The sequence below is a fragment of the Vibrio sp. JZG10 genome, from assembly GCF_054064075.1.
Map to the genome: position 1 here is coordinate 225,445 of NZ_JBSUGE010000003.1, position 15,841 is coordinate 241,285.

Consider the following 15,841-nt stretch of genomic DNA (forward strand, 5'->3'; position numbering starts at 1 on the left):
AAAATCATGGCTTGGGCGACATTGCCCAAGCCATAGGAGCCATTTGGGGTAGGGGGGATTAAGCGGCTGCTTGCATCATTTTTGCTTTGCGAACTTTCTTCAGAGTTACACACGTTACTGCGGTAACGACTGCGCCAGCTGCCATACAAATCAGAGCAAGTACTGGGTGGTTCATCGCACCAAGTAGAGCGACAACTGGACCGCCGTGAGCAACACTGTTGGTAATGCCGAATGAGAACGCCATTACTGCTGCTACCATTGAGCCAAGTACGTTTGCAGGAATCACTGACATTGGATCTTGCGCTGCGAACGGAATCGCACCTTCAGAGATACCAACCAGACCCATTGCACCAGCTGCTTTGCCCGCTTCTGTTTCTGATTCTTCGAACAGGTCGAACTTGCGACCAAGCGCTGTTGCTAGTGCCATGCCTAGAGGTGCCACAGGGATTGCACACGCCATCGCACCCATAAATTGAGTTTGACCGCTCGCAATCATGCCCACAGAGAATAGGAACGCGACCTTGTTGAATGGACCACCCATATCGAAGCCAGCCATACCACCAAGTACGATACCCAGTAGCACGACGTTACCTGTACTCATGCTCGTTAGTAGCGCAGTCAGGCCGTCCATTAGGCTTGCGATTGGCGCGCCGATAACGAAGATGAAAAGACCAGCGATGAATAGCGAACCTGTGATTGGCGCAATCATGATTGGCACCAAAGGTTGAATGAATTTGTGGTAGTTAATCGACGTAATCCACTTCACGAAGTAACCCACAAGCAGACCTGCGATGATGGCACCGATAAAGCCTGTACCTGCTTCTGCGCCGTAGAAAGAACCGTTGTTTGCAATCCAACCACCGATCAAGCCAGGAGCTAGAGCTGGGCGGTCAGCAATCGCGTAAGCAATGTAACCGGCAAGGATTGGGATCATCAGGGTAAAGGCAACCACACCGACATTGAGGATTTGGTTCCACATGCTGCCTTCAGGAATCGCCATACCCGCTTCACTTGGCTGACCGCCTACAGCAAGAGCAAGGGCAATCAACAGACCACCGGTTACGACGAATGGGATCATGTGTGATACGCCATTCATCAAGTAGCGATATAAGTCAGAACGGGCTTGAGAAGCTTTGTTTGCAACTGACGCTTGCGTATTGCCATTGGACTTAGCTTGGTACGTCGGTGCGTTTAACGCTTCACTAATCAGTCCTTGAGCATCGCGGATTGGGGCTTTTACGTTAGTTTTAACCACGCGTTTGCCCGCGAAGCGGTTCATGTCGACTTGTTTGTCACAGGCGACGATGATGGCATCTGCACGCTCGATTTCTTCTGCGGTTGGGCTGTTTTTCACACCGATTGAACCGTTCGTTTCAACCTTGATTTCGTAACCCATCGCCGCTGCACCTTTCTCTAGCGCTTCCGCCGCTAGGTACGTGTGGGCAACGCCAGCAGGACAACCAGTAACACCAATGATGAAACCTTGGTTTGCTGGAGCATCTGTCACTGGTTGCGGTTCTTCTTTAGCAAGAAGGAGTGCCAGTGCGTCGTGGCTGTTTGTTGCGCCTAAGAACGCATCGATGAAACCATCTTCAATCAATTTTGAAGACAGTTCTGCAAGTACTTCGATATGGTGGTTATCGCCACCGTCTGGAGAGGCGATCATGAAGAACAGCTTTGAAGGTAAACCGTCTTCCGCGCCGTACTCGATACCTGATTTGCTTACGCCGATCACAACCGCTGGTTCAATCACAGCGGCGCTTTTCGCGTGTGGAATTGCCACGCCATCTTCAAATCCAGTATTTCCTAATTCTTCACGTGCTTTTATATCTGCAAGAAATTGTGTTTGGTCAGAAATACGACCTTGGGCATGAAGAACGGCAACCAGTTCTTTAAATACGTCTTCTTTTGAAGACGCTTTAAGATCAAGCTTAATTAAGTCTTTATTTATTAGTTTGGTGATCATTGTAGAACCCCTATAAATATAATTTTTATTTCAGGGATATTTTTAAATTAGTGAGAAAAAGACTGTAGTGAAGAAAAAATGCATTTACTGGAGGATTGTAACCGACTAACTATAGTGTGATTTAGATCGTTCACTGGACAAATCTAGCTGCATATCTGTGACATGATGGATAAGAAGCCAAACGATAAGTGAAATGTGGCTTTGCTCCCATTTGAAAAGGGATTGAGTGTTATTGATAAAGTTTTTGTTGCTGGAAAATTGATGCGTTAACTGGATTTTTGTAACATAAAAATGGAAGTGTGATTTTGCTCAATAGCACAAAAGTCCAGTCCGGTGTATATCTATAGTAAATAGCATCATTGATGCATATATAGAGTGTGAAACAATGATTTTTCATGATTTAATTTCAGCGGTATTAAATGAAAGAGAGCCATTTCATAATATTTGGTTTGCAGGAGATTTTCATACGCCTCCTGAATTTAGCTATCAAGTTAATTTCCCTCGCCTAGAGTTGGTTCTGGATGGGGAATATATTAATGAAATGGAAAGTCATGATCGAAAAGTAACGCACATCGTTGCTAAAAAAGGCGACGCGATATTTATTCCACCCAACTGTTGGAATAAACCAGACTGGGATACCGATTGCTCAGTGTTAAGTATTTTGTTTGGGCGTCGACAACTTGGGTTAAGTTTGGTGAGCAAACGCAAAGGTGAGGCAAACTTTTACGATATTCAAAAGCATAGCATCCAAACACGCTCAGGATTTGCGATAGATAACATCTTAGAAGCGTTGAGCTCACTGGCTCGTGAGAATACTAAAAAACCAATGGATGAGCTTTTACTGCAAGCATTACTGCAATACGCGAAGACGATGTTGGATGCTCCAGTCGAGCAGCAGTCACATAGCCGTGTACAAGATCTCTATCAAGGGATTTGTATCTACATTCAAGAGAACTTCCATCGCCCAATCACACGTGACAGCATTGCGTCGAGATTCAGTATTTCCTCGAACCATTTGTCGCGCTTGTTCCGTCAGCAGGGGCACATGACCTTGGCAGACTACATTACTTGGGTACGCGTGGATCGTGCGAAGTTTATGCTCAAGAAATACAACTTCAAACTCAATGACGTGTCAGTGCGCTGTGGATTTAAAGACGTGAACTATTTCTGCCGAGTATTTAAGAATCGTACAGGCAGAACGCCGACGGAATATCGTGGTTCGATTTAAGCCTTCAGTCAGAGTGCGTAAATCATAGAGAAGTTTAGGCGAGCAGCCTCGACATGGCGTACATCAGCAGCGCTTGTAAGTCGACGCTGCTTTTTGTTAGTAGTAGGCGTTCCGCCATTTGATCGGTAAGCAGATTTCGTGTGAGATTAGTGGCCGCAATGATCTGTTCTCGGGTCGGCTTTTCTGGCATCACCAGTGCTATAGCCAGATGAACATCACCCATCTTCGAAGCCCAATCCATCGACTTTTCATTCGCAATAACGGCAATAGAAATATGGTCAACACCTGAAAACATCACATGTGGGAGAGCGATCCCCGGAGTCACGCAAGTTGATGAACGTTCTTCGCGTTTAATAAAAGCAAGAATCAGTTCGTCGGGATGAATGGGGTGGATCAGCTGAGCTAATCCTTTAAGGCATTCAAACTTGGTGAGCGCGGTATGCGCTTTGGCGTAGTGCCATTTGATTTCACAAGGTGGGCAAATTTGCGGTAAACGCTCGGCCAGTTGGCTAGAAAACTCATAGTTGATATGAGATCCCACCACCGTAAAGTGTTCAGCAATCATGTCTTTGATGACGAAGCAGGCCAACTCTGCGTCAATGCCAATCGCTGTGATTTGACACAAATCACCTTGTTGTAGACCTGCTTGCAAAATCGCCACGGACTTGGTGAGTTCCGCAACACGATTTTGCGTTACATTAATGATATGTAAGGTACTTTTGAACTTCTTTGCCACTCGATTGAGTGGCTGAGCAACGTGCGCACTGGCATTTGCATTATCGACGAAAAAGGTGATTTGGTATTCGTTCATCTGCAAATTTAGTCGCGGCAGTGGACGAGGAATACTTTGTCGACGTTCAGCAAAACCACTTCAATGGGGATTTGAATTTTGCGCGTCCCTTCGAATCGGCCAGGTTGTTCTATCTCAATATCCGACACGATCAAAACCCGATCCGCTTGAGCGATATCGTGAGGAGTGAGCTGATTTTCTATCCCCATCGCACCTTGCGTTTCTACTTTAATTTGCACGTTATGTTTTGGCGCAGCTTTCATTAGTGCATCTGCTGCCATATAAGTATGAGCGATGCCTGTAGGGCATGCTGTCACCGCTACGATTTTCATGTTCTATCCATTTTATTTTTTGTGGATATTAGCACAGCCACCGCAGATTGAATTGATTTGAGCTGGATTAACGCAAGAGCTCTATCACAGTTTGAATCTCATGTTACATTAATCCAGTTAATGCACTTTTAGTCCTATATATCAAAGGGTAGGCACTGGTTAATCTATGCCCAAGTCAAATGAGTAGGAACGCATACGAGCCAGGGGATCCTATATCTCAAACTCACTTGGGTATATATTCGAGCGTGAATATTGGAAGGTAAAACAATGGACATCACAAACCTAATTGAGCTGGAAACGATATGTTTAGATCTAAAAGCTCAAACCAAAGATGAAGCGCTCAAAGAGCTGGTCGAGATGCTAGAGGCTGCCGGCAAGCTCAATAGTCAAAGCCAGTTCTTGGCAGATATCTGGAAACGAGAAGAGATCGGTAACACAGGATTTGATGATGGTATTGCGATCCCTCATGCCAAAAGTGATGCTGTAGCGCAACCAGCTGTCGCGGTCGGGATCAGCCGTAATGGGATTGATTATGGCGCCGAAGATGGCGAGCTGTCCGATGTGTTTTTCATGCTGGCGTCCCCAGATGGTGATGATCATCATCACATTGAAGTATTGGCACAAATTTCCACCAAAATTATCGAAGACGGCTTTGTTGAAAAGCTCAAGTTGGCTCAATCGCGAGAAGAAGCGCTTGAGATGCTGACTGATATTCAAACCCAATCCAATGAATTTCTCCCAACTTCTTTAGAATTTACATCAGAACCCCTAAGCCCTTGGGCGCAAAAACTTGGTCGCATTAAAGAGCACCTGCTGTTTGGCACATCTCACATGATCCCGTTTATCGTTGCGGGCGGTGTGTTGTTGTCGTTGTCGGTGATGATCTCTGGTCACGGTGGTGTACCACAAGAGGGCATTCTGGCCGATATTGCCCAAATGGGGATTGCTGGTCTGACATTGTTTACTGCCGTTCTTGGCGGATACATTGCTTATTCCATTGCCGACAAGCCGGGCCTTGCGCCGGGTATGATTGGATCTTGGATTGCGGTAAGTCATTACAATACGGGTTTTTTAGGTGCGATTGTGGTCGGCTTTTTTGCTGGCTTTGTCGTTTGGCTATTAAAGAAAATTCAGCTACCAGACAGCATGAGTTCGCTTGGCTCGATTTTTATTTATCCGCTAGTCGGTACGTTTGTTACTTGCGGCGCGGTGATGTGGGTGATAGGTGCTCCGATAGCCAGCGCAATGACCACCATGAACGAGGTGCTGACAGGCATGGCGGGGTCAGGCAAAGTGATGCTCGGAACTGTGCTTGGGGCAATGACCGCGTTTGATATGGGCGGCCCAATTAACAAAGTGGCGACGTTGTTTGCTCAAACCCAAGTGAACACGCAACCATGGTTGATGGGCGGGGTCGGTATTGCGATTTGTACGCCGCCATTGGGTATGGCACTAGCCACGTTTTTGGCGCCGAGTAAATTCAAGCGAGATGAACGCGAAGCGGGGAAAGCCGCAGGTATTATGGGGATGATCGGTATTAGCGAAGGTGCGATTCCTTTTGCCGCTGGCGACCCTGCACGAGTATTACCCGCTATTGTGGCGGGGGGCATCGTCGGTAACGTGATTGGCTTTATGTTCCACGTAATGAACCATGCACCGTGGGGCGGTTGGATTGTTCTCCCTGTTGTGGATGGAAAAATTGGTTACATCATCGGCACGATTGCGGGCTCTGTTACCACGGCGTTGATCGTGATTGCACTAAAGAAAACCGTCACCGAAGATGAAAGCTACACTGGTCATTCTCAAGTATATGGTTCCGTTCAAGGCGAAGGTGAGGCGGATGTTTTGGCGGTCACATCTTGTCCATCAGGTGTGGCACATACGTTCTTAGCGGCGAAGTCATTGGAAAAAGCGGCTTGTGCACTCGGCATTAAGATTAAAGTCGAGACCCAAGGCGCGAATGGCGTCATCAACCGAATTACCGAGAAAGACATCGAGAAAGCCAAGTTTGTGATTTTTGCTCACGATGTGGCGATTAAAGAACCGGAACGCTTTCGAAAAATCCAAGTTTTGGATGTCAGTACCAAGGATGCCATGTTGAACGCCACGGCTTTGTTGCAAGCTCGTAGAGTGTCTTAACATTTAACTTCTGAGAAATGTCTCCTCGATGACCCTGATGAATGCTTTTGGTATTTACTCCAACATCGCGGTTCGCTTTTATTTGTGCCGCGAGTGAAGGATAAATTACGAGTAATGTTTTCAATTCTTTAGTAGCATGTTACAAAACATTTCAGTCAGGTGAACTAAGGGAAGCGTGCAATGGAAAAACAACGAGTAGCATTTATTGGTTTGGGTGTTATGGGTTACCCAATGGCGGGCTATTTGAGCAAAGCGGGATATGAAACCAAAGTATACAACCGCACTAAAGCCAAAGCTGATAAATGGGCTGCAGAATACAACGGCATTGCGTGTGAGACACCGCGAGAAGCGGCAGAGGGTTGCGATATCGTATTTACTTGTGTCGGTAATGACGATGACGTGCGCAGCGTTGTATACGGTGAAGAAGGCATTCTAGTCGGTCTAAAAGCAGGCGCGGTACTGGTTGATCACACCACGACTTCCGCTGATTTAGCCGTTGAGTTGGCCGACGCTTGTACCAAATATGGTAACCACTTTATTGATGCTCCGGTATCTGGTGGTCAAGCCGGCGCAGAAAATGGCGTACTAACCATCATGTGTGGTGGCGGGCAGGACATTTTTGATCGTGTTGCTCCAGTGATGGACGTATATGCGAAGCAAATGACGCTTCTGGGTGAAAATGGCCAAGGTCAACGTTGTAAAATGGTAAACCAAATCTGTATTGGTGGTGTGCTTCAAGGCTTGAGCGAAGCGTTGTTACTCGCGCAGAAATCCGGTTTGGATATTGAACAAGTAGTTGAAACACTCAAGCACGGTGCCGCAGGGTCATGGCAAATGGAAAACCGCGCCAAGACGATGGCGCAAGATAAGTTTGATTTTGGCTTCGCGATTGATTGGATGCGCAAAGACTTAGGCTTCTGTCTGCAAGAAGCAGAGCGAGTGGGTCTGGAGCTCCCACTGACTAAGAAAGTGGATGAGCAATACGCAGACCTTCAACGCGATGGTTTAGGTCGCATGGATACATCTGTTCTGATTAAAGCCGTCGCTAAGAATCAGTAGTAGATAAACAGTTCTTTGGTATCAAAGAGCTTGAAGAAATTTAAGTTGATCATAATAGTTCCCCTTGAACATTAGTGTGACTAACGAACTTGAATGAGGAGGTGCTTTGGGGCACCTCCTTTTTTATGTCTTCTTATCACAGCATTTGCTGGTGCAGTGTCCGTTTACTTGTTTAAGCCTAGCGCAATCTCAAGGCCTTTGCCGTAAGCTTCGTCCGCTTGGTAGGCGTGGTTAACGTGACGTTCTTTGATGAAGTCTGGCACACCATCCATTGCACGAGCGGTGTTGTCGAATAGAGTTTGACGCTGTTCTTCGCTCATCAGACGGAATAGGTCTCCCGCTTGGCTGAAGTAGTCTTCGTCTACACGGTGATCGTAATGATCAGCATTGCCGTTGATGCGTAGAGGTGGCTCAGAGTAATCTGGTTGCTCTGCCCATTCTTGTTTGTAGTTTGGCTCGTAACCTAGTGTTGAACCAAAGTTGCCATCAACGCGCATTGCGCCATCGCGGTGGTAGCTGTGTACCGGACAACGAGGCGCGTTAACTGGAATTTGGTGATGGTTTACACCTAGGCGGTAACGCTGCGCATCTCCGTATGCAAACAGACGGCCTTGCAGCATTTTGTCTGGTGAGAAGCCAATTCCAGGAACGATAGCTGCCGGGTTAAACGCGGATTGCTCAACTTCCGCATAGAAATTTTCTGGGTTACGGTTCAGTTCAAACTCGCCTACTGGGATCAATGGATAATCTTTTTGTGACCATACTTTTGTTAGGTCGAACGGGTTGAAGTTCACTTCATCCGCTTCTAACTCAGGCATGATCTGGACGTACATCTTCCATTTAGGGAAGTCTTGACGCTCAATCGCTTCGTAAAGGTCACGGTGATGGCTTTCGCGGTCTTTACCTACGATCGCTTCTGCTTCTTGGTCAGTCAGGTTTTTGATGCCTTGCTGAGTTTTAAAGTGGAATTTCACCCAGTAACGCTCGTTTTCTGCGTTGATAAAGCTGAATGTGTGGCTACCGAAGCCGTGCATATTACGGTAAGACGCTGGAATACCACGATCACTCATAACGATCGTAACTTGGTGGAATGCTTCTGGTAGTGATGTCCAAAAATCCCAGTTGTTTGTCGAGCTGCGCATGTTGGTGCGTGGATCGCGTTTTACTGCGTGGTTTAGATCTGGAAATTTTAGTGGATCACGGAGGAAGAACACTGGCGTGTTGTTACCAACCAAGTCCCAGTTGCCTTCTTCGGTGTAAAACTTTAGCGCAAAACCACGGATGTCGCGCTCTGCATCTGCGGCACCGCGCTCCCCCGCAACGGTGGTAAAGCGAGCAAATAGTTCGGTCTTTTTACCAATCTCCGAGAAGATCTTCGCGCGAGTGTATTTTGTGATGTCATGAGTCACAGTAAAGGTGCCGTAAGCGCCTGAGCCTTTGGCGTGCATACGACGCTCAGGAATCACTTCGCGGTCAAAGTGTGCCAGTTTTTCAAGGAACCAAACGTCTTGCAGTAGTTGGGGACCACGAGGACCTGCAGTCATCACATTTTGATTATGGGCGACAGGACAGCCTGCGGCGGTGGTTAATTTCTTATTTGTCATTTTTCTTCCCCTCCAGGGATCAATACCTTAGCAACTGAAGAGAAGATTATTACGGAAAAGCTGGAAGCAAAAACTGATACTGCTTATCAATTCAATAGGTGGTAACGATGATGAAAAGTAACTTAGAATCAAATTCTTAGCTGATTTTTATGATTGGTTTATTAACGTATTGGCGAAAAGGGTAAAAAGAGGACGCTGGCATTTGCATGAATTGCGCTTTGTTGACAAGGCTAACGTCGGAAATCGCCCCTTTGATATCGCTTTATTGAACATCAAAGGGGCGGAATGATTAGGAGTACTTCACTTCAATTTGCTCAGCTTTTTCAAACGCTGGATGCGTTGCGAGTTGTTTTCCATAACGCTCAATATTCGGGAAGTGACCAGCCAAACCGAACTTATGCACGAGCTCGACAATAAATGACATCATGATGTCTGCGCCAGTTAAACGTTCTTCTACTAGGTAAGTTTTGCCTTCTAGCGATTGCTCGAAATAACCCAGAACGTTCATCGCTTCTTTGTCAGCATAGCCTGATAGAAATTGAGTTTCGTTTGGCTCTTTGCTGATAAAGATTTTTAACAACATTGGTAAGATTGCTGAACTTTCAGCAAAGTGCATCCATTGTAGGTACTCAGTGTGCGCCTTCGTCCCACGCTCAGGAGCCAACGCACCATCACTGTACTTCTCAATCAAATATTCGGTCATCGCGCCTGATTCAATGATGAACTCGCCATCATCTTCAAGCAGGGGCGATTTACCGAGCGGATGAACGTTCTTTAGCTCAGGCGGTGCCATGAAGGTCACTTTGTCACGAACATAAGGCACGATTTCGTAATCCACATTTAGCTCTTCAAGTAACCAAATGATGCGCTTTGAGCGAGACTGATTGAGATGGTGAAGTTTAATCATTTATTTATCCCTTCCTTATAATGGGTCGTTAATCTGTACTACAAGCTTGCCGAAGTTCTTACCTTCCAACAGACCGATAAATGCTTCTGGTGCATTCTCCAGTCCTTGTACTAGATGTTCACGGTATTGGATCTTTCCTTCTGCCAACCATTGATTAATATCTTGCGCAAATTCACCGTAACGATGTCCGTAGTCATCAAAAATGATGAAGCCTTGCACCTTGATTCGTTTAGTCAGCAGCTTACCCATTAACAATGGAAGATGGTCGGTACCTTCAGGCAGTTCTGTTGCGTTGTATTGAGAAATCAAACCACAAAGTGGGATACGTGCGCTGGTATTCAGAAGTGGCATTACAGCTTCGAATACTTTGCCACCTACGTTTTCGAAGTAAACATCGATACCTTGGTCACAGGCGTTTTTCAACTGCTCTGCAAAGTCGTCAGCTTTGTGATCGATACATTCATCGAAGCCAAGGACTTCTTTGGCGTAACGGCACTTTTCTTCTCCGCCTGCAATACCAACAACTCGGCAACCTTTGATTTTGCCAATTTGACCAACAGTCGCGCCCACAGGGCCCGTCGCGGCTGCTACCACAATGGTTTCACCTGGTTTTGGCTGACCGATATCGAGCAAGCCCATATACGCGGTAAAACCTGGCATGCCAGCAACACCTAGAGCGTATGATGGGTTTTGTGGTTCTTTGCCTAGTTTAATCACCATCTCACCAGTTGAGAGCGCGTAGTCTTGCCAGCCAACAGTGTATGCAAGAACCCATTCACCCGCTTCATAATCTGGGTGGTTCGATGCTTCTACCTGACAAACTGTGCCAGCGATCATTACGTCATCAACCGCAACAGGGTCGGCGTATGACTCGGCATCGCTCATGCGACCGCGCATGTATGGGTCGAGAGATAAGTAAACGGTTCTCAGTAGCATCTCACCATCTTGAGGAGTCGGTTTCGCCACTTCTTCTAGACGAAAGTTTTCTTTTGTTGGTGCACCGTGGGGACGTGACGCGAGTACGATTCTGCGATTTGTTGCGTTAGTCATATTTATCTCACTTATTGATTAGACCGGTCGTCTAGTTTTAATTTCAAAATATCCCGCTCATAGAGCGGGAAGGTGTATTGTGCTATCACAGGAGTTATTACCAACTGTGAAACACATGTAGGGTGTTCATCTTACTTTTACGCTACCTACTATGGGCAAGTTCGCGTGTTTTGCAGTAGATGTTGAGTATAGGTCAGACTTTGCGTTAATGCTGCCTGATCTTGATACAGTTTGTTCAGCAAGCTTGCGCCGTTCCAAAGGTAGTATATCTGCCTTGCCAATAAAGCACTGTCACCATTTGGGATAGAGCCATCTTGAATGCCTACGTCAATGCAATCCGCCATTGCTTGAATGGTTTTGTCTGCACCTTGGCGTAACGCTAGACGCATGGACTCTGAGAGATCGGAGACTTCCGCACTTAACTTGACCAACAAACATTTGTTCGCATTACATACGTCGTCTTCTACTTTGACTATTTCTTCAAAGTAGCTCATTAGGCGTTGGTAGCCATTCAGATCGGTATTGGTAAAGCGTGCGTTTAAACGCTCAAAATACTTAGTAAAGTAGTCTTGAATCATCGCTTCACCAAATTGTTCTTTGGATTTGAAGTAATGATAAAACGAGCCTTTCGGCACCGCGGCCTTTTTTAAAAGCTCTGAAAGGCCAACACTCGTAAACCCTCGGTTTACGATTAACTCGTATCCGACGTCGAGAATATGTTGGCGTGTGTCGTTCGTCTTTGCGTTCATGAAGCGTACTATAGAATGAATTAGACCAGTCGTCTAGTGTTTGTTGTGGGTTATTTGATTAGCTCGTACTCAATCACAAATAGCGTGTCGGTATTTGGGTAGATTTCTCGAATTAACTGCTTGAGTTTTGGTAGTTCGATGGCTTCTTGTTCAGCATGAAACTCATTGATATCTTCAAAGTTGAGTGGTTCTACAGAGCGTATTTTGATGTTGCAGACTTTACGATCCGTCTCTAGGGTAAAAACTTCGACCTCTGTATTTGGAACGTAGTGACTTTCTGATTCATCTCGAATCGTAATCGTTTTTTTGCCTGATGTGATCAACGGGGTTAAGAATTCAAAAAAGGTAATCTTGGTTGGGTGGGATGACATGATGTACTCGTTAGTCTGATTGTTTGGCGTAATTATATACCCAAATAACCTTGAGGTGCTTATTTCAAGAGAACGAGCGAGTGCGTAGGACGCGAATCAACTTGGCACTAAAGTAACCCGAGATAATGCCTATCCAGTTGGTACTGAGATCATCAAAACTAAATGAGCGACTTGGAATAAAAAGTTGGCTTATTTCTTCCATTGAAACGATAGCCAACAGCAGTAGCAAAAGGCGGATGCCAAAGACGTCGGCTTTACTTGAGCTTACCAAAGAGGGGAAGGTGAAGACCGATAAAAAGCCGATCAATAAACTGAAGGTAAAGTGAAGCGTACTCGATCCACCTAAGTAGGTTTCCATTTGCAGGTAAGTGGCATGGTGTAAGTCAGAGCTTTTCCATAAAGAGAGTGAAGCCGTAAGCACCAGAACGAAAACAAAACTCATCCGTGTCAATATTGAAACCATAATTAACCTATTGGAAAGAAGCCTAAGTAACGTTTTACAAAGTACAACGCTGCTAGATTCTGAATTGCCATGCCAATTGCCATCGCCCATGCTGCACCAATAACACCGAACGTTTGGCAAAGCGCAATGAGCAAGCAGATAGAGATTGTGCCGGAGGAAATTGTAATGTATTTCATGGTTCTTTCGTGACCGCTCATGAGTAATAAAAACCCTACAGAGCCAGTCGCAACATTGACTAACTGCCCTAAAGACAGGACGACTAACAGTGGCGCAGCAGCAAGAAACTCTTCACCAAAAAACCGCATCACAAACTCTGGGAATAGAGTGCAAATAATCACGGGCACAATGGCCAAACCAACGTTGGCTCGGCAAGCTAAACGGCTCAGGCTTTGCAGTTTGATCATTTGGCGTTCTTTGTAGAGAGAGGCAAACATAGGGGCGACCACAAAGTTAATGGTAATCAGCACAAAGCCAATCAGTAGTGATGTACGTTGAGCTGCAGCTAATAAACCGAGTTCCGCTGTTGAGATAAAAAAGCCCGCAATGACAAGGCTTCCCCATTGAAGAACGTTCGTGAAGATACTGCCAATCCAGACTTGCTTGGCAGAAGCGACCATTTTTTTGTTTGGTACGAAAGCCGATGTCTGATACTGACCTGAACCTAGCCAATTAACACTGGATATTACCGCGACGCTCATACTCGCCAGAAGCAGTGCGGTCATCAGATTGTTGATATTTTGCTGACCGATATAGTCCAAGCCAAAGACAAAAAAGACCATCAACATACTCACGCCAAGCTGTAAAGCAAACAGTGATGACACGACCTTTCTACATGCTTGAAGCACACGACTGTTGGTCTGTGCAAGCACCAAAAACGGTATGCAGAACAAGCCTAAAGTAATCGCATGCATTGGCGATTGGGTCTGGTTTAGCTGTTCAGGAAACAGATTAAATCCTACCAACAAAACGGCAATGGCCAGCAAGCAAAACGCCATACTTCGATAAAGTGCAGTTTTATAGTTGTGGCTTTGTTGAAGTGTCTCTTTGTTGTTAAAGGCGATCGCATTGTAGCGAACTAATGAGACATCAAAACCTAGCTGAGAAACGATCGCGAGTAGTGAGACTAGGTTGAATAAAAAGAAAAATTGACCGGAAGTCGAAGCGTCACTGGCCTTCGATACAATCAGTGTTAGTAAAAAAGCAAATAGCGCACTCAACACACGCGTGATTGCGGTTTTCAATCCAGTAGATAGCAAGCTTTTTTTACCGCTGGGCATCAACAGTAATTTTTGTTGAATAGTGTGAAACATAGAGGTATTTAACCGTAAATATTATTGAGTGCGAGGCGCTGTTTTTCTTCACTGAAGGCGTCGTTTAACGCTGTTGTATATTGGCAAAAATCAATTTCATTATAATGATTGACACAGTGCGCGATCTGCTTGGCCATTTCTTCAGGTGTTAGCGCTAAAAATGGGTAGTTGAGATCTTGGGTCGCGCCGATAGTTCGAATCACCATAGGAAGATGTAATTTGGCTGCTTCTAGAATAGTTAACGGCATCCCTTCCCATGCTGCAGTATGTAAGTAAAGGTCTGAACCCTTGAGCTTTTTAACCACCTCATCACGAGGTAACATGCCAGTCACATCCACATTTTCTGTACGCAATTTTTGTTCGAGTGTGTTGTCACCGCCACCTATCCAAGTGATATCTAATGGGCGGTTAAGCGCATATCGATTAAGGTGTTGCAATGTGTCGATGAGAAATTGCGGATCCTTTTGGGGGGCGACACGACCAAGCACAACGAGTCGCAGCGCTTCTTGTCTGTTTCGCAATAAACGCTCTTCACTTTGATAGGACACGTAGTTGTTGAGCAGTTCAGCACGTTTCGCGCCAATGCTAATCGCCAAGTCACATTCTCGTTGGCTACAGCCTGCCACCACATCAATTTTGCTTAGTTTTACTTTCTCTAGCACTCTATAGAGCTGGCGTGCGAATTCGGAGATATCTTCACGTTCGAAAGCATAACAGTGCGGCGTATAAACCAAGCGCGCCTTGCCAAGTTTTAGAAATCGCCCGAGAAATCCCGCTTTACTCGAGTGCAAATGCACAACGTCAGGCGCAAGTGATGCAATCATGTGGTTTGCATCGCGAACAAATTGAAGTAAGCCGCCTTCCACCCATTTGGTCTGTGTGAAAATATGATGGTTGTTCTCATTGGTTAAGTCGTTTTCTCGAGCTCTGGCTAGCAAGAAATGTTGATAGGGTTCGTCTCGAGAGGAGTGAGCATAACTATAGAGGGCGGTTTGAACGCCACCTCCGAAGGCTTCTGTAATATGGAGTACTTTTCTCATGATGATTTTGTTCCTGGTGTCTGCATCCATTTATGCTTGAAAGCATCACGTTCTTGTTCTGAATAAACGTGGCGATATAAGGGAAGATCGTACATATAGAAAAGCTTTGAAAAGTCGTAGTGATGCTTAAAGTGCTGGTGGATATTGGAGTACCACTTGTTTTTCGCTTCATTGCTGTTTTTCAGCACGAAGTCTTGCAGCCCGAGAAATTCACCAATTTCTTTATCGAGAGAACTGAGCTTTTCGCATTTGATTAGCATGACGTTGGCTTGCTCGTTCTTGAATGTGAAGAAAGGTTGAGTGTTGTCCAGTTCTTGACGCATCACATCGATATTGAAGTTACGTTTTAACTCGTTGTCGAACCAGTTCGCAAAATAGTTGAGATTGATATAGTTATCGAAACAATGTTCGAGGTGCTGATACGTGACTGCCATATCTCGGTGAATTGCATCATTCTTTTTGCCTTCGATAAATTGCAAATGGAGGTCTTGAAAGAAACGAGAAAAGACAGTTGCGATTGGATCACGGACCAGTGTGACGATTTTGATCTGTTCGCGTTTTTGTAAGATACGTTTTCGTTGCTTGAGCACTAAGCGGTAGAGCGCACGGTTTTTGAAATCGAAAAATTTACTCACGTCTTTTTTATTGTGATACATGTGAAATTCTTCGTGATCATCAAAGGTGTGGATGTGATAGCTTGGGATATTTCTTTCTCCCAGCGTGTGCTCAATTGACGATGAGCCAACTTTGCCCATTTGGTAAACTAAAACAAAATTGTCAGCTTGGAGTTCTCGGTTCTTTTCAAATTGTCGAGAGATTGAATACTTCATCTA

General features: G+C 45.5%; 15 protein-coding genes. 3 read left to right on the forward strand and 12 right to left on the reverse strand.

Annotated features, from left to right (window positions below):
- Positions 1 to 58 precede the first annotated feature (58 nt).
- Complete coding sequence (locus tag ACWYVB_RS05845; protein ID WP_258615128.1) at positions 59 to 1,966, reverse strand: PTS fructose transporter subunit IIABC; 1,908 nt, start codon at positions 1,964 to 1,966, stop codon at positions 59 to 61.
- Positions 1,967 to 2,351: 385 nt separating this feature from the next.
- Between ACWYVB_RS05845 and ACWYVB_RS05850 the strand changes: the two genes are divergently transcribed.
- The gene (locus ACWYVB_RS05850) at positions 2,352 to 3,194 is read left to right on the forward strand and encodes a helix-turn-helix transcriptional regulator (RefSeq protein WP_006742228.1); all 843 of its coding nucleotides are present in this window, start codon (positions 2,352 to 2,354) and stop codon (positions 3,192 to 3,194) included.
- Positions 3,195 to 3,228: 34 nt separating this feature from the next.
- On the opposite strand, the gene ACWYVB_RS05855 is transcribed toward ACWYVB_RS05850, so the two are convergent.
- Together ACWYVB_RS05855 and ACWYVB_RS05860 are read right to left on the reverse strand one after the other, a co-directional pair.
- Complete coding sequence (locus tag ACWYVB_RS05855; RefSeq protein WP_074189849.1) at positions 3,229 to 4,005, reverse strand: PTS sugar transporter subunit IIA; 777 nt, start codon at positions 4,003 to 4,005, stop codon at positions 3,229 to 3,231.
- Between the two features lie 8 nt (positions 4,006 to 4,013).
- Complete coding sequence (locus ACWYVB_RS05860; protein ID WP_074189850.1) at positions 4,014 to 4,316, reverse strand: PTS fructose transporter subunit IIB; 303 nt, start codon at positions 4,314 to 4,316, stop codon at positions 4,014 to 4,016.
- 267 nt (positions 4,317 to 4,583) lie between these two features.
- Between ACWYVB_RS05860 and ACWYVB_RS05865 the strand changes: the two genes are divergently transcribed.
- Together ACWYVB_RS05865 and ACWYVB_RS05870 are read left to right on the forward strand one after the other, a co-directional pair.
- Positions 4,584 to 6,455 (forward strand): fructose-specific PTS transporter subunit EIIC, encoded by a 1,872-nt coding sequence (locus ACWYVB_RS05865; protein WP_139059223.1) that lies wholly within the window; start codon positions 4,584 to 4,586, stop codon positions 6,453 to 6,455.
- 180 nt (positions 6,456 to 6,635) lie between these two features.
- On the forward strand, positions 6,636 to 7,514 hold the full coding sequence (locus ACWYVB_RS05870) for an NAD(P)-dependent oxidoreductase (protein WP_074189852.1): 879 nt from the start codon (positions 6,636 to 6,638) through the stop codon (positions 7,512 to 7,514).
- Between the two features lie 164 nt (positions 7,515 to 7,678).
- Here ACWYVB_RS05870 and ACWYVB_RS05875 read toward each other — a convergent pair whose 3' ends face one another.
- The 9 genes from ACWYVB_RS05875 to ACWYVB_RS05915 form a co-directional block, all read right to left on the reverse strand.
- Positions 7,679 to 9,118: a catalase gene (locus tag ACWYVB_RS05875; RefSeq protein ID WP_074189853.1), complete on the reverse strand. Its 1,440-nt coding sequence runs from the start codon at positions 9,116 to 9,118 to the stop codon at positions 7,679 to 7,681.
- A 289-nt stretch (positions 9,119 to 9,407) separates the two neighbouring features.
- The gene (locus ACWYVB_RS05880) at positions 9,408 to 10,025 is read right to left on the reverse strand and encodes a glutathione S-transferase family protein (RefSeq protein WP_074189854.1); all 618 of its coding nucleotides are present in this window, start codon (positions 10,023 to 10,025) and stop codon (positions 9,408 to 9,410) included.
- A gap of 15 nt (positions 10,026 to 10,040) precedes the next feature.
- Positions 10,041 to 11,075, reverse strand: a complete 1,035-nt coding sequence (locus ACWYVB_RS05885) for an NADP-dependent oxidoreductase (RefSeq protein ID WP_065645713.1) — start codon at positions 11,073 to 11,075, stop codon at positions 10,041 to 10,043.
- A 149-nt stretch (positions 11,076 to 11,224) separates the two neighbouring features.
- On the reverse strand, positions 11,225 to 11,824 hold the full coding sequence (locus ACWYVB_RS05890) for a TetR/AcrR family transcriptional regulator (RefSeq protein ID WP_457528337.1): 600 nt from the start codon (positions 11,822 to 11,824) through the stop codon (positions 11,225 to 11,227).
- Between the two features lie 50 nt (positions 11,825 to 11,874).
- The gene (gene yqfB / locus ACWYVB_RS05895) at positions 11,875 to 12,195 is read right to left on the reverse strand and encodes a N(4)-acetylcytidine aminohydrolase (protein WP_005392475.1); all 321 of its coding nucleotides are present in this window, start codon (positions 12,193 to 12,195) and stop codon (positions 11,875 to 11,877) included.
- A gap of 64 nt (positions 12,196 to 12,259) precedes the next feature.
- Entirely contained in the window at positions 12,260 to 12,658 is a 399-nt protein-coding gene (locus ACWYVB_RS05900; RefSeq protein WP_074189855.1) for a VanZ family protein, read from the reverse strand.
- 2 nt (positions 12,659 to 12,660) lie between these two features.
- Positions 12,661 to 13,968 (reverse strand): oligosaccharide flippase family protein, encoded by a 1,308-nt coding sequence (locus ACWYVB_RS05905; protein ID WP_005392477.1) that lies wholly within the window; start codon positions 13,966 to 13,968, stop codon positions 12,661 to 12,663.
- An 8-nt stretch (positions 13,969 to 13,976) separates the two neighbouring features.
- Positions 13,977 to 15,008 carry a glycosyltransferase family 4 protein gene (locus tag ACWYVB_RS05910; protein ID WP_074189856.1) on the reverse strand — a complete coding sequence of 344 codons (1,032 nt, stop codon included), beginning with the start codon at positions 15,006 to 15,008 and terminating at the stop codon, positions 13,977 to 13,979.
- Positions 15,005 to 15,838 carry a putative capsular polysaccharide synthesis family protein gene (locus ACWYVB_RS05915; RefSeq protein WP_047008449.1) on the reverse strand — a complete coding sequence of 278 codons (834 nt, stop codon included), beginning with the start codon at positions 15,836 to 15,838 and terminating at the stop codon, positions 15,005 to 15,007. Before ACWYVB_RS05915 ends, ACWYVB_RS05910 begins: the two co-directional genes overlap by 4 nt.
- Positions 15,839 to 15,841 lie beyond the last annotated feature (3 nt).

Excerpts from the sequence above, each read along its gene's own strand:
- ACWYVB_RS05905 (WP_005392477.1), bottom strand. The coding sequence starts at position 13,968 with ATGTTTCACACTATTCAACAAAAATTACTGTTGATGCCCAGCGGTAAA.
- ACWYVB_RS05875 (WP_074189853.1), bottom strand. The coding sequence starts at position 9,118 with ATGACAAATAAGAAATTAACCACCGCCGCAGGCTGTCCTGTCGCCCAT.
- ACWYVB_RS05865 (WP_139059223.1), top strand. The coding sequence starts at position 4,584 with ATGGACATCACAAACCTAATTGAGCTGGAAACGATATGTTTAGATCTA.
- ACWYVB_RS05900 (WP_074189855.1), bottom strand. The coding sequence starts at position 12,658 with ATGGTTTCAATATTGACACGGATGAGTTTTGTTTTCGTTCTGGTGCTT.
- ACWYVB_RS05870 (WP_074189852.1), top strand. The coding sequence starts at position 6,636 with ATGGAAAAACAACGAGTAGCATTTATTGGTTTGGGTGTTATGGGTTAC.
- yqfB (WP_005392475.1), bottom strand. The coding sequence starts at position 12,195 with ATGTCATCCCACCCAACCAAGATTACCTTTTTTGAATTCTTAACCCCG.
- ACWYVB_RS05860 (WP_074189850.1), bottom strand. The coding sequence starts at position 4,316 with ATGAAAATCGTAGCGGTGACAGCATGCCCTACAGGCATCGCTCATACT.
- ACWYVB_RS05885 (WP_065645713.1), bottom strand. The coding sequence starts at position 11,075 with ATGACTAACGCAACAAATCGCAGAATCGTACTCGCGTCACGTCCCCAC.
- ACWYVB_RS05845 (WP_258615128.1), bottom strand. The coding sequence starts at position 1,966 with ATGATCACCAAACTAATAAATAAAGACTTAATTAAGCTTGATCTTAAA.
- ACWYVB_RS05915 (WP_047008449.1), bottom strand. The coding sequence starts at position 15,838 with ATGAAGTATTCAATCTCTCGACAATTTGAAAAGAACCGAGAACTCCAA.
- ACWYVB_RS05910 (WP_074189856.1), bottom strand. The coding sequence starts at position 15,008 with ATGAGAAAAGTACTCCATATTACAGAAGCCTTCGGAGGTGGCGTTCAA.
- ACWYVB_RS05855 (WP_074189849.1), bottom strand. The coding sequence starts at position 4,005 with ATGAACGAATACCAAATCACCTTTTTCGTCGATAATGCAAATGCCAGT.
- ACWYVB_RS05890 (WP_457528337.1), bottom strand. The coding sequence starts at position 11,824 with ATGAACGCAAAGACGAACGACACACGCCAACATATTCTCGACGTCGGA.
- ACWYVB_RS05850 (WP_006742228.1), top strand. The coding sequence starts at position 2,352 with ATGATTTTTCATGATTTAATTTCAGCGGTATTAAATGAAAGAGAGCCA.
- ACWYVB_RS05880 (WP_074189854.1), bottom strand. The coding sequence starts at position 10,025 with ATGATTAAACTTCACCATCTCAATCAGTCTCGCTCAAAGCGCATCATT.